Annotated in this window: 13 protein-coding genes; all 13 read right to left on the reverse strand. The window is 45.5% G+C overall.

The window, feature by feature from the left end:
* Window positions 1–6 precede the first annotated feature (6 nt).
* Complete coding sequence (gene nuoL / locus NL930_RS12465; protein ID WP_254376875.1) at window positions 7–1,863, reverse strand: NADH-quinone oxidoreductase subunit L; 1,857 nt, start codon at window positions 1,861–1,863, stop codon at window positions 7–9.
* Between the two features lie 3 nt (window positions 1,864–1,866).
* Window positions 1,867–2,169, reverse strand: a complete 303-nt coding sequence (gene nuoK, locus NL930_RS12470) for an NADH-quinone oxidoreductase subunit NuoK (RefSeq protein WP_039671907.1) — start codon at window positions 2,167–2,169, stop codon at window positions 1,867–1,869.
* Entirely contained in the window at window positions 2,166–2,720 is a 555-nt protein-coding gene (locus NL930_RS12475) for an NADH-quinone oxidoreductase subunit J (protein WP_060826815.1), read from the reverse strand. Before NL930_RS12475 ends, nuoK begins: the two co-directional genes overlap by 4 nt.
* Before the next feature lie 7 nt (window positions 2,721–2,727).
* Entirely contained in the window at window positions 2,728–3,342 is a 615-nt protein-coding gene (nuoI, locus tag NL930_RS12480; protein WP_039671905.1) for an NADH-quinone oxidoreductase subunit NuoI, read from the reverse strand.
* A 9-nt stretch (window positions 3,343–3,351) separates the two neighbouring features.
* Complete coding sequence (nuoH, locus tag NL930_RS12485) at window positions 3,352–4,344, reverse strand: NADH-quinone oxidoreductase subunit NuoH (RefSeq protein ID WP_039671904.1); 993 nt, start codon at window positions 4,342–4,344, stop codon at window positions 3,352–3,354.
* Entirely contained in the window at window positions 4,337–6,814 is a 2,478-nt protein-coding gene (locus tag NL930_RS12490) for an NADH-quinone oxidoreductase subunit G (RefSeq protein ID WP_254376876.1), read from the reverse strand. Before NL930_RS12490 ends, nuoH begins: the two co-directional genes overlap by 8 nt.
* Window positions 6,815–6,821: 7 nt before the next feature.
* Window positions 6,822–7,658, reverse strand: coding sequence for a hypothetical protein (locus tag NL930_RS12495; RefSeq protein ID WP_254376877.1), 837 nt, complete (start codon window positions 7,656–7,658; stop codon window positions 6,822–6,824).
* Window positions 7,651–7,893: an NADH-ubiquinone oxidoreductase subunit E family protein gene (locus NL930_RS12500; protein ID WP_039676275.1), complete on the reverse strand. Its 243-nt coding sequence runs from the start codon at window positions 7,891–7,893 to the stop codon at window positions 7,651–7,653. The genes NL930_RS12495 and NL930_RS12500 overlap by 8 nt, the downstream gene beginning before the upstream one ends.
* A gap of 8 nt (window positions 7,894–7,901) precedes the next feature.
* Window positions 7,902–9,128 (reverse strand): NADH dehydrogenase (quinone) subunit D, encoded by a 1,227-nt coding sequence (gene nuoD / locus NL930_RS12505; protein ID WP_039671900.1) that lies wholly within the window; start codon window positions 9,126–9,128, stop codon window positions 7,902–7,904.
* 2 nt (window positions 9,129–9,130) lie between these two features.
* Window positions 9,131–9,928: an NADH-quinone oxidoreductase subunit C gene (locus NL930_RS12510; RefSeq protein ID WP_254376878.1), complete on the reverse strand. Its 798-nt coding sequence runs from the start codon at window positions 9,926–9,928 to the stop codon at window positions 9,131–9,133.
* The gene (locus NL930_RS12515; RefSeq protein ID WP_039671898.1) at window positions 9,928–10,437 is read right to left on the reverse strand and encodes an NADH-quinone oxidoreductase subunit B family protein; all 510 of its coding nucleotides are present in this window, start codon (window positions 10,435–10,437) and stop codon (window positions 9,928–9,930) included. The genes NL930_RS12510 and NL930_RS12515 overlap by 1 nt, the downstream gene beginning before the upstream one ends.
* Window positions 10,419–10,808, reverse strand: coding sequence for an NAD(P)H-quinone oxidoreductase subunit 3 (locus NL930_RS12520; RefSeq protein ID WP_039671896.1), 390 nt, complete (start codon window positions 10,806–10,808; stop codon window positions 10,419–10,421). The genes NL930_RS12515 and NL930_RS12520 overlap by 19 nt, the downstream gene beginning before the upstream one ends.
* An 81-nt stretch (window positions 10,809–10,889) precedes the next feature.
* Window positions 10,890–12,623, reverse strand: a complete 1,734-nt coding sequence (locus tag NL930_RS12525; RefSeq protein ID WP_041962704.1) for an ATP-binding protein — start codon at window positions 12,621–12,623, stop codon at window positions 10,890–10,892.
* Window positions 12,624–12,679: the final 56 nt, after the last annotated feature.

Below are 12,679 nucleotides of genomic sequence, written 5' to 3' on the forward strand. Positions count from 1 at the left end.
TCACTCCTACATCATCGCGCTATAGACGATTGCAAACGCAAGGAGAACCAGCATCCCTACGATCATCCATCGTAACATATCGGAAAGATTTCCGCTTTGAATCTTTCTCGCCTCTTGACCGCTTGCATAAATGCATTTAGCGATGATATCTACCGTAAAATCCACCACTTTCATATCGATTTTTTGCCATACGAATTTGGAGAGCACCGTAAACGGTCGCATAATATAGTATTCGTATACCTTAGGAATATAGTATTGATTGCTTAATAATCGATAGCACGCCTTCTCTTCCAACGATTTGGAAAAACCGCCCCGTTTGTATTTGTACACGGCAAAGCCGATACCGCTTAGCGCGATTCCCAGCGTTGCGGCAATTAAAAGATACTCGGTTGCGTGCGGAATATGAATATGGTATTCGCTAACCAAGCGGGTAACGAACGCTTCAAACATCGGTTCAAAAAAGCCCGCAATAATTGCCAATAAACCTAAGGGTAAAAGGGCGTAAATGACGAAAGGTTGCGCATCGTGAGGATGAATGCCGTATTTGACATGTTCTTTTTCGCCGAAGAAGACCAACATAACCAAACGAAAGCTGTAAAACGCCGTTAAGCCCGCACCGATAAACAAAGCGAGCCATAAACCGTACGCCCCTTCGTTAAACGCGACTTCCAAAATTTTATCTTTGGAGAAGAATCCCGCAAACGGATAAATACCCGCCAAGGCAACCGAAGCCACACTCATCAAAATCGCGGTGGCCTTCATGGAACCGTAAAGCCCTCCCATCTTTTTGATGTTTAGCTCGTCGTGCATCGCATGCATAACGTTACCGGCACCCAAGAAAAGCAACGATTTAAAAAAGGCATGCGTCATCAAGTGAAACAGTGCAATCCAGTAAGCGCCCAAACCTGCCGCAACGAACATGTACCCGAGTTGCGAAAGCGTCGAATAGGCGATAATGCGTTTTAAGTCGTTATTGACCAATGCCATCGAAGCCGCAAAAACGGCGACGAAAGCGCCTAAAGAAGCGATAGCAAATCCTACATGTGGGATTAAACTGTACAACTCGCCGGCACGAATCACCAAATAAACGCCCGCAGTAACCATCGTTGCAGCATGGATCAATGCCGAAACGGGTGTCGGACCTTCCATCGCATCCGCAAGCCACGTATGAAGCGGAAACTGTGCCGATTTACCCATCGCACCGATAAATAAGAAAATGCCGATCGTGACGACGATGCTAACGGGAAGTTCCGGTGCAGCGGCAAAAACGTCGTCGTATTGAAACGATCCGACATTCCAGTAAATCAAGAAAAGACCCATCAACATTCCAAGATCCGCGATTCTGTTCATAATAAACGCTTCGTTTGCCGCCCAAGATGCGGAGTGTTTATGATACCAAAATCCGATCAACAACCATGAACAAAGTCCCACGCCTTCCCATCCGATAAAAAGTCCGACGAAGTTGTCGCTCATGACCAAAATCATCATCGAGAACACAAACGCGGAAAGGTACGAGAAAAAGCGGTTAAAGCTTTTATCGTGATCCATATAACCGATGGAGTAAATATGCACAATCGTCGAAACCAGCGTGACGGTTACCATCATAATGACCGAAACCTCATCGACGACGAAGCCGAAGGGTATTTCCAAATTGCCCGCGGCAATCCAATCCATCATCGTTACATGTAAAGGTCCGTAGGTATTGACGTCGATGAGCAACACAAACGAGCAAACCATCGAAACGGCAATCAGCAGCGATGCGACGATCCCCGTAAAAAGCATTTTCGGACGTGCCGCAAACACGGCGACGAACAGGGAACTGACAAGCGGCGAGAAGAGCGCCGTATAAAGATAGTTTTCCATGCCTTATCCCTTCATCATTTGTAAACTGTTTAGATCGACCGAACCGTTGCGTTTATACCACAAAATTAAAAGTCCAAGACCGACGGCGACTTCGCTTGCCGCTACGGCGATAATAAAGAAGGCAAACATTTGACCGCTCAAATCGCCGTAAAATTTAGACACGGCGACAAAACCGATATTGACGGCATTGAGCAAAATTTCTGTTGAAAAGAAGAGCATCAAAAGGTTGGTTCGACGCATCACGCCGACAAGCCCGATCGAGAATAAAATACCCGTCAAAACAAGGTAATGCGTTAATCCTATCATCGACTCTCCTTTACGTTTCCGATCTCTTCGTCTTCAATGTTTAAATGTTCGTCCATCTTTTTACTCGCCAAAACGATGCCGGCAATCATCGCCACTAAGAGCATAATCGCCGCTAGTTCAAACGGAATGAGGTATTTTGTAAACAAAACCAATCCGATCATTTGTACGTTACCGACATGCTCTACGATCGGAAAGTTTGCCTGCACGCTTGAAGAAACAAGCGGTGCGGACAAAATGACGACCATTAAAATCGCACTTAACACAAAAAGCGTGTAGGCGATTTTTTTGGAACGCATTTTTTCGCTCACGTCTCTCGTGGTATCGAAAAACATCATACCAAACGCATACAACGCCATAATCGCACCCGAATAAACGACGATCTGCACGACACCTAAAAATTCGGCATCCAAGAGGAAAAAGAATCCCGAAATAAAAATCATACCGCCCGCTAACGCGCTCATGGCGTAAAGCGCATTTTTACTCATCACCACAATCGTAAACATTGCGATCGTCAGTGCGGCAAAAAGATAAAAAGCTATCACTTCATACATGCTAACCTCAATACGCTAATGGTGTTTGTTTAACGTTTTCGTCGGCATTGGCACTTAACGCGCCGAAGCCTTGAAACTCTTTTTGTTGTTTGGCTTTGAACGTATCCAAAGGCGTTAACATATCTTCTTTCAATCCAAAATGCGCACGTTGTTCACCGGCGTTTTCATACTCCGCTCCGTGAACGATCGCAAGTTCGGGACAAACCTCCGCACAGTAACCGCAAAAGATACAACGCCCAAAATTGATGCTGTATTCGCTCACGACTTTGCGACTTTTTTCATCCACGTGCGTGTCCATACGAATACAATTGGAAATGCAAATCTTTTCGCATAATCCGCACCCGATACAACGCTCGCTCCCGCTTTCAAACAAGCGCAACAAACGATGAATCGCACGGTATCTCGAACCCATTTCGATCTTTTCCAAAGGATACTGTAAGGTATGAATATCAAAACGAATCATCTCTCGCAAAACGATCCAAAGACCGACGAAAAGCTCGCCTTTGAGCGTTCGCTTAACAAAACGTTTGAACGCTTGCCAGCCGTCGTTAGGCGTCGCTTCGGTCTTTAAAAAAATATACGCGGAACCGACATCCCTGCGTTTGAAATCTTTGAGCTCCATCATCGCCTCCTAAAGTAGCGCAAAGCCGGTAATGACAATATTGACGACCGATAAAGGCATCAACACTTTCCAGCATACCCACATCAATTGATCGGGACGTACATGCGGCCATGCGGCTCTAACCCACAAGAACAGAAAAATCCAAAACGAGACCTTAAGAAGCATCATAAGACCGCCGGGGATAAACCAAAACGCATTGTATCCGCCCATAAAAATGATGCTGACTAACACTGAAATCGTAATCATATTGGCATATTCGCCGATAAAAAAGAGCCCCCAACGCATACCCGAATACTCCGTCGCATATCCGGCGACGATTTCGGCTTCAAACTCGACCGTATCGAAAGGTGCGCGGTTAGTCTCCATAAAACCCGCAATTGCAAATAGCACAAACGCCAACGGTTGCTTCCAAATCAACCAATCGCCGATACCGCCCGTTTGCGCATCGTTAATATCGATCAAGGAGAGCGAACCTATCATCATAATCGGAGCTAAAACGGAGAGTCCGCTGACCACTTCAAACGACAACATTTGCACCACGGCACGCGCCGCACCCAAAAGAGACCATTTATTGGCACTGCTCATACCCGCAAGCAGAGGCCCGTAAATACCGACCGACGCTACGCCCATAACGTAAAGCAACGCAACGTTGATGTCGGAGATAATCGGATGAATCGTGTATCCAAAAAGCGTAAATTCCGGAAAATAAGGAACCGCCGCCATTGCGACGAATGCCGTCGTTGCGGCAATAACCGGAGCAATCATAAAAATCGGCTTGATGGCATTTTGAGGAATAATATCTTCTTTCGTAAACAGTTTAATTCCGTCCGCCGCCAATTGCAATAATCCGTAAGGTCCGACGTGCATCGGTCCCAAACGACGCTGCATAAAGGCCAAGACTTTACGTTCGATAAACGTCGCAAACCCCGCCAATGCCGCGATAACGGCAACGACGATAACGGCTTTTACGACAGTTTCAATGATAACGGCCGTATCAAACATGATGGACTCCTTTGATCGTTACGTCGGCAAATCGATACCCCGTTTTGAAAAACGGCGTCGTATCGATTTTCGTATCAAAACTCGGCAAGTAAGGGATCATTCCGCCGAGTGTTTTATCTTCTTTCACGGCGATCACCAAGCGATCGCCCTCTTTGTTTTCCAGTACGACCGTATCGTTATTTTTTAAATTTTTTGCTTCCAAAAACGCCGCCGAAGCGTACAACGCTCCCGCTTCGTTAAGTTGGTGCGCTCGGTTCGTAAAAGCACTAAATTGGTGTACGGGATTGGCGTTATACACAAAATCGCTTCCCTGACATGTAAGGTTTTCGATCGGCTCGACCTCATCGTGACATGTAAGATCGTGCATCGTTAAAAGATACCCTCTTTGTTCCGTTCCGTCGTTTTCGAAACGATTGGGTAAAGCATCGAATTTTTCGGCTTTAAAGCCCTTTTCGCTCGGTAATAGAGGCGTATAATCAATCGTCCATTCCGCGTCCAGCCCCAAGGCGTTGGCTACGTCGTTCAGACAATATCCGTTAAACGCCAATGCGGCATTGGTCGGAACGACGCGTTTGTTCATCGACGTAAACGTTCCTTCTTGCTGATTTAAAGCGGGCATCGCCAAATCGCCTTTTCCCAAAGCGCTCAACGTGACATCGCCTTGAACGTTGTAGCCGAGCGTAAAGTTACCCTGAGCGTCCTCAAGTTCACATGTCAAGGCAATGCCTAACGTGTTGGTTCGCGAAGGAACGATTAAAACCTCAAACGGCGTCAATCGCTCGATCAGTCCGAGCAGTGCGGCAATATTGTGTGCACGCGGATGCGTGTACAAGTCGGCTCCTGCAATCAAACTGAAACGATCTTTCTTATCCAACAACTTTGTTATCGCCTCGAGAAGGTCGTCTTGCGCTCCGATCATAGCGACCAAAGCGTTGGTATCGACTTCGATCTCTTTTTCGATCGTTTTCGTCACGCTTTTGACGACCTCTTTTTCTTCACCGCTCTCTTCGTCTTTGAGCATCTCTTTGATCTCTTCTTTGACGCTCTCTTGAATTTTTTTCTTTTCTACCGTGTGAAAGGAATTCAAATAGGTTTTCAAGCTTTGCGGCATACGCTCTTTATCACCGAAAAGATCGAGTAACAGATACGCGATTGCTTCCTCGGCGCCGATTTTGTGCGTAATACTCAGAAGGTTTTTTGAATAGCCCGCTACGATAGGGTCGAAAATCGGATGAAAATAAAGCCCCGCTCCTTTGTTCATAACGAGCGCGTTGTTCATCGCATAACCGGCGTTGGGACTGTCGGTTTTGATCGCACCGCCGAAACTAACGACGAAATTGCTTGCTTTAACGCTCTCTAAATCTCCGCCGTAGAGGCTTTTCCCCGAAGTGCTAGCATACGCTTTTAAAAAATCTTGATAGGCTTTAGCGTCTTTGTTGACGAGTTTGTATCCGTACTTTTCTTTCAATTTTTGTAAAATCAACGCTTCTTCGTTGGTAATATAGCTGTCAAAGGCAATCGTATCGACTTTTGTTTTGAGCAACTCGACGACCTTGCGAAATGCCGCTTCGTCTTTACCTTCCGCTTCGTTTTGAAAATCAAATCCGTAGCGTGCCGCCGCATGAAGCGGTGCATAATTGTGTTCGCTGCTCACGCGGTAAATTTTCGGTTTTGCATCGTGAATACCGGTATGTTTGACGTCGTAATACAAAAGCGAACAATCCGAACTGTGCGGATTTGCCGCAGGGATTTTTTTCAGCTCCCACGCATTGGAAGTGTATTGAAAATCCGTTCCGACCAACGCGCCCACCGGACAGACCGCCGTACATTCGCCGCACTGCGTACAGTCCAAGCTCTCCGCGCCGCTGGCAACGCCGATAATGGATTTTTGCAGTTTGTTCCACATCGCGTATGCGTCTTTTTCGGTTTTATCTTTCCATGCCTTATCGAGCTCCGCTCCGCCTCTTGGCGTCGTTTTCAAAGCCGATTCGCCGATCATGTCTTTACAGACGGTCACACAGCGCTCACATACGATGCATAACGAAGCGTCGTAATGAATTTTACCCCAGTTTTTAGTCGGTCGATGCGTATCGGCAATACAATGGCGTTGGCTATCGACGCCCATATGCAAAGTATAATTTTGCAATTCACACTCGCCGCTTTGATCGCATACGCCGCACTCTAAAGGATGGTTAATATCGTAAATCTCCATGATCGCGCGACGCTCTTTTTCGATCTCTTCGCTGGAGGTCATAATTTGCATACCCTCTTTGGCTTTGGCATTGCAACTATACGCCCTTTTGCCGTCGATATCGACCAAGCATAAACGACATGCAAGCGTAGGGGAACATCCCGTCACATAGCACAAAGCGGGAATAAAAATCCCGTTTCGGCGCGCGACACCTAAAACATACTCTCCCTCTTGGGCTTTGCACTCTTTCCCGTCAATCGTAATGACTACTTCGCTCATGGCACTCTCACTTCACTATTTTTGTTACATGGTAAGGATAAGCGTTGTTCGCTTTGACTAAAGGCAATAAAGCGATGACGCCTTTTAGACGCTCGTCGCGTACGAAAACGCGAGGATACGTTTCACGATCGGAAACGACGTGAATCGCCTCGTCGTGTTGAACCTTGGCGGCCGCTTGAAATTGAGAAGAGCCGATTAAAAAACGCTCTTCTTTCGCATCGATGCACGGACATTCGTACACGACGACGCCGTCAAAGCTAGCAATATCTTCCACCTCTTCAACCATCGTCTCTTCCGCAACGATCCAATCGTGTTGCGTTGTACCCGAAATTTGAAGCTTTATCGGCGTATGGCGGGCGATTAATCCCGCAAAACGTGCAATCTGCTCGGCTCTTGGATGGTAAAAAAGGTCTTCTCCCAAAATCAAAACGCCCTTTGTGACACCGGCGCATAACGTTTCGATCTCTTCGATCTCTTCTTCGCCGATATTGCTCTCGGCACTGACATAACCGTCGTCTAAGGTTGAAAAATAGGTTTTATAGGCTTCAGAAAGGCTACTTTCGGCTAAAAAGCTTTTGGCAAGCAAGGACAAAACACCCTCTTCCGAACCGACTTCGTAACGGCTAAAAAACGTGCTTTTCGGACTTAAAATCGGATCTTCCATCGTAAAAAGATAGATCAACTTTGCACCCGCATCGACGCACGAAACAATCTCTTGGGCTAAAGCACGATTATGACGCGAAGGCAAAGAGCCGATCAAGAAAATAACGTCACAATCTTTACATGTCGTTGTAAAATGGGATAAATCGCTTTGACCTAAAGCGCTTAAAAATACTCTATTCACCGTTTGCGACCTTGACTTTTTTGATCACGATCGTCCAATCGGTCTCGTTAAATTTCAACGAATTTAAAAGCGTCCAACCCGCTTCCTTAATCACGTCGGCACTCTTTTGTACCGCAGAAAAATCGCCGATTTCAAACATGAAGATAGAGACTTCGCCTTCATTCGTTTCATCGATAATTTCGAGCATTCGCCCGTAAAAATCATCTCCTAAATGACGTAAATCGTAACGTTGCATCCTCTCTCCTATCTGTCGATTTCACCGAAGACGATATTGGCGTTACCGATAATCGCCACTACGTCCGCTAAATACTCTCCTACGAGCATCTCTTGCAAAAGAGCCGTATGAAAAAAACTCGGCGCGCGAAGTTTTAAACGGTACGGATACGGGTCGCCTTGTGAATTGATATAAAAACCGAGTTCTCCTTTGGGCGATTCGGTCGGTACGTACACTTCTCCTACCGGCGGTCTCATACCTTGCGTTACCAAAACGAAATGTTGCATTAGCGAATAATTTTGCGTCATAATCTGCTCTTTAGGAGCCGAAACGTACTGCGGCGCATGCGCGATAATTTCCGGTGCAGTTTCGTCGTACATCGGCATCAATTGTTTTAAGATACGGATACTTTGACGCATCTCTTCCATATGCAGTTTATACCTTCCGTAACTATCGCATGTCGTACTGACGGGTACGTCGAACTCCACTTCGTCGTACAACTCGTAAGGCTCTTCTTTTCGAATATCCCACGCAATGCCACTTCCGCGAAGCATCGGACCCGAACAACCCCAACTTTGCGCTTGTTCGGGCGTTACGATACCGACACCCTCCAAACGCATTTTCCAAATACGGTTTTGATCCAGCAAACCTTCGTAATCTTCGATGTCGTACGGTAAACGATTCACGTAGGCATTGAGTTTTTCGAGCCAGCCCTTAGGCAAATCAAGCGGTACGCCGCCGATACGAACGGACGAATGCGTTAAACGTGCTCCACAATAGTCCTCAATCAAATCAAGCGCATATTCTCTTTCTCTAAACGCATACAAGAAAATCGTCATCGCTCCGACGTCTAGGGCATGCGTCGCAAGCCAAAACAGATGCGAGGTAATGCGGTTGAGTTCTAACAGCAACATACGAATGACTTTTGCGCGTCTTGGCACTTCCAAACCGATCAGCGTTTCGACCGCCAACGCAAAACCGTAGTTATTGGACGTCGCCGCGATGTAATCCATACGATCCGTCGTCGGCAAAAATTCGTTGTAAATCATATTTTCCGCCATCTTTTCCATACCGCGGTGCAAATAGCCGATGTCGGGAGTGGCTTTGGAGACTTTCTCGCCGTCCAATTCTAAAATCAAACGCAACTGTCCGTGCGCACTGGGATGTTGCGGACCGAAGTTGACGATCATATGATTGTCTTCGCGTTCAAACGCGATGTTTTCGAAAAAGGGCTTTAAACGATTAACTTTTTGCATATTTAGGGCCTCTCTTTCACAATTTTACTCTCGCTTTTCTTGAGTGACTTCACGATCGTTACGCCGCCTTCTTCTTGGTAATCGTAGAAGGTTTTTTCACGGCTCGGTTCGGCACCGAAAGGCACTTCATGTCCCAAACGCGCAAAGCGATACGTATCGTTTTCGTCCACGCGGGCACTATCGCGCTCTTCAGGGCCGATAACATCGCGATACTCCTTACCGAAGATCTTATCGATTTCATACCAGCGCGCCGCTTCGTCGCCGTGTAAAGGATAGGTTTTTAAGAGCGGATGCCCGAACCAATCGTCAGGCATTAAAAGGCGTTTCATGTACGGGTGTCCGCTGATGACGATACCGAACATATCGTACATCTCGCGTTCCGCCCAATCGGCGCTTTTATACACGCCGTAAACACTTTGAAGCACCTCTGTTTCGTGAATGAAACATTTGACGCGAAGGCGTTTACGTTTGGAGGTTGAAAGCAGTTGATAAAAAAGTTCGAATTCGTTACTTTTTGCCAACCAATCAATCGCACTATGTTCGCTCAGAATATTGTAGGCACACTCGTCTTTCAACGTCTGCAAGAGTGCAACGTTGTCCCGCGCATCGATATAAACAACCAATTGTCCGCGTTGAATATACGCCTCTTTAATCTCAAATTTCGCTTGGAGCACTGCAAGGTCTTGTGCAAAAACCGCGTCGTTTTCTACCGCTTCTTTGGGTATTTGCGGTGCTACGAAATAGCGATCCGAATAGTAAGGTTTTTTTTGTACGTTTTGTTTATCGCTGTACGGTCTCATTACACTAACCTTTTGGGAGCTAATTTGCGCGATGCTTTTTCGGAGCGAATCTTCTTTTGCAACAACATCAACGCATATTGAAGGGTTTCGGGGCGTGGGGCACATCCGGGCAAGTAAATATCGACCGGAACGATACGATCGGCGCCTTGAACGGTAGCGTACGTATTGAACATACCGCCGGTATTGGCACAACTGCCCATACTGATAACCCATTTAGGGTCGGGCATTTGATCATACAAACGGCGCATAAACGGCGCGTGTTTTTTGGTCAGCGTTCCGGCGATAATCAAAACGTCCGACTGTCTCGGACTCGCTCTAAAAATCGTTCCGAAACGATCGAAGTCGTAACGGCTTGCACCCGTCGCCATCATTTCGATTGCACAACAGGCAAGTCCGTACGTAAGCGGCCAAAGCGAGTTACTACGACCCCATTGCACCAGTTTGTCAACCGTCGTTAAGGCAACGGGAAGACCTGCTTCTTGAAGGTAATTTATTTTATGCTGTGCCATTCAAGCGCTCCTTTTTTCCATGCATAGACAAATCCGATCGTTAAAATAACGACGAAGAGAATCATTTCGATAAATCCGAACATTCCTAAGACCTTAAAGTCGACCGCCCACGGAAACATAAAAATAATTTCCACGTCAAACAAAATAAAAAGCACGGCAAAAAGGTAAAAATGCGCCGAGATTTTATTGGGTTGTTTGGTGACCTCAGGGCCGCATTCGTAAATCGTCAGTTTCAATTTTTCCGTATCGAGACGTGCCATATTGCGACTGACGCGACGCGCTAAAACCGTAATGCCGTAAAAGACGACCGCACCGAAAACAAAGAGGAAAAACGCTCCGAAATAGGGATGCGCAAAATCCATATGGGTCATACCAAATCCTTCGATAATTTTTCAAAACAACGCTGTTGCCAAACTTACATGTAAGCTTCGCAATAGCACGTTTGACGTGCCTTAACTCATGAAACCGACCGACTTCGTATCGCCGAAAGCTCCTTTGGTTTCACGATCGATCGAGAGTTTAAAATCTTCATAGGTAAAAAGCGGCTCTTTTTTGATCGCAACGCGCAAAGCCGTATTTTTGAGCACCACGCGAATTTGTCCGCCCGTCAGTGAAAAAGTCGCCAATTTCTCGACATCAAAGCCCTCTTCGTAAGGGGCATTGTCCGGCAAAAGTTTTTTCCACAACAAAACGCGTTGAGCAAAGTCGGGTTTTTCAAACGCGATCTTGTAATCAAAACGCCTTGAAAATGCGGGGTCGATCGTTTCCAAAAGATTGGTCGTTGCAATAAGTAGTCCGTCGAAACGCTCAATCTGCTCTAGAAAAATATTTTGCATTTGATTATGCATTTTATCGGCACTCGCCCCGCTATCGGTAGAACGCGCGCTTAAAAACTGATCGGCTTCGTTGAGAAGCAACAAAGGTTCGCTTTTCGTTTTTTTACACAACTCTTTATAGGTGTCAAAAATATTGCGTACGTTTTTTTCACTTTCTCCGACGTATTTGGAAAGAATTTTTGAACAATCGAAACTCAAAACTCTCTTTTTCATCGATTTTGCTAAAGAAAGTGCCGTCATGGTTTTACCCGTACCCGGAGGACCGTATAAAATGACTTTGGCATCGATACCGCTACGTCGCTCTTTGATGCCCCACTCTCGTAAGAGTTTTACGACGCTTTTATCGATTTGCTTGAGTAAATTATCGAGCACTTCCTTGGTTTTAGGATGCAAAATCACGTCGTCTAAATTGGTTTTGGGATCGATCAATTCAAAAAGTTCTTGCTCGCCGATAAGCATATCCAGTTTAATTTTCTTGCTTTTCTTCTCTTTATTAGGGTGCATAATTTTTTGCAAAATTTCTTCGGAAATGAAAAAACTTCGCGTTACGCCGCCGAAAGTGCTCAGCATCTCGTCGTAATCGATGATCATATTTTCGATAAGTTTGGAACCTTCTTCCAGTAACGAGCGATTTTTGATCTTTTCGTAATCGTCCATACTAATCAAGCTAATCAGCGTGTTCATATCGCGCAAACTCTCAAATTCGCCCGCATACTCCTCTTTTAAAAGCGCTAAAAAAATTAACTGTTCTTTAGGGTTTAACTCGTTCTCTTTGAAAATCGACTCGACGATAATGTCGTTTTGCGTTACTTTTAAACGCTCGCTAATACGGCTTTCCAAAAGTTCCAATTTATTTTTCAGTCGCCCGAGACTCGGAGAGCTCTCCGTCGCACCGTGTTTGGTTTGCGTAAACTTTTGATACAGTTCGATTCGGTAAAATTGATCTTTCAAATATTCAAGATGATCGGCATAAGGCGTAACGTCAGGTAACACAACCTCGAGCGTTCCCTCTTCCAACAGCTTTAAAAAGGCGGAACTTAACGTAACGCTGCTGTTTAAAAGCTCTAAATTCGAAACGTCGACGATCTTTGAGTTTAAAAAACTATTTTGAACGATCCATCCTTGTTCGATTAATTCCTTGACCACGGAGAGATGTTTTAAATGTGCATAGTTTTTATCGCCGAACAGTTTAATCAAAATGTCCGAAACAACGATATCTACGTTACCTATAACGTACTCTTTCGTCATCATTTTTAAGAAATTTAATTCGTCGGGAGAACATTTTAAATGCTCATAAATCTGACAGGTCTGTACCTCTTTGTTTTCAAGAAAATCAACCAAATACTGCAATGAATACCCTTTTGAGCCTATGGAAAAAGTGTCGTACTTTTATATAAGGTTTATAT

The sequence above is a fragment of the Sulfurospirillum sp. hDNRA2 genome, assembly GCF_024206095.2.
Classification (GTDB): Bacteria; Campylobacterota; Campylobacteria; order Campylobacterales; family Sulfurospirillaceae; genus Sulfurospirillum.

Coding starts and splice junctions, on each gene's coding strand:
- nuoL (WP_254376875.1), bottom strand. CDS start 1,863: ATGGAAAACTATCTTTATACGGCGCTCTTCTCGCCGCTTGTCAGTTCC.
- nuoK (WP_039671907.1), bottom strand. CDS start 2,169: ATGATAGGATTAACGCATTACCTTGTTTTGACGGGTATTTTATTCTCG.
- NL930_RS12475 (WP_060826815.1), bottom strand. CDS start 2,720: ATGTATGAAGTGATAGCTTTTTATCTTTTTGCCGCACTGACGATCGCA.
- nuoI (WP_039671905.1), bottom strand. CDS start 3,342: ATGGAGCTCAAAGATTTCAAACGCAGGGATGTCGGTTCCGCGTATATT.
- nuoH (WP_039671904.1), bottom strand. CDS start 4,344: ATGTTTGATACGGCCGTTATCATTGAAACTGTCGTAAAAGCCGTTATC.
- NL930_RS12490 (WP_254376876.1), bottom strand. CDS start 6,814: ATGAGCGAAGTAGTCATTACGATTGACGGGAAAGAGTGCAAAGCCCAA.
- NL930_RS12500 (WP_039676275.1), bottom strand. CDS start 7,893: ATGCAACGTTACGATTTACGTCATTTAGGAGATGATTTTTACGGGCGA.
- nuoD (WP_039671900.1), bottom strand. CDS start 9,128: ATGCAAAAAGTTAATCGTTTAAAGCCCTTTTTCGAAAACATCGCGTTT.
- NL930_RS12510 (WP_254376878.1), bottom strand. CDS start 9,928: ATGAGACCGTACAGCGATAAACAAAACGTACAAAAAAAACCTTACTAT.
- NL930_RS12515 (WP_039671898.1), bottom strand. CDS start 10,437: ATGGCACAGCATAAAATAAATTACCTTCAAGAAGCAGGTCTTCCCGTT.
- NL930_RS12520 (WP_039671896.1), bottom strand. CDS start 10,808: ATGACCCATATGGATTTTGCGCATCCCTATTTCGGAGCGTTTTTCCTC.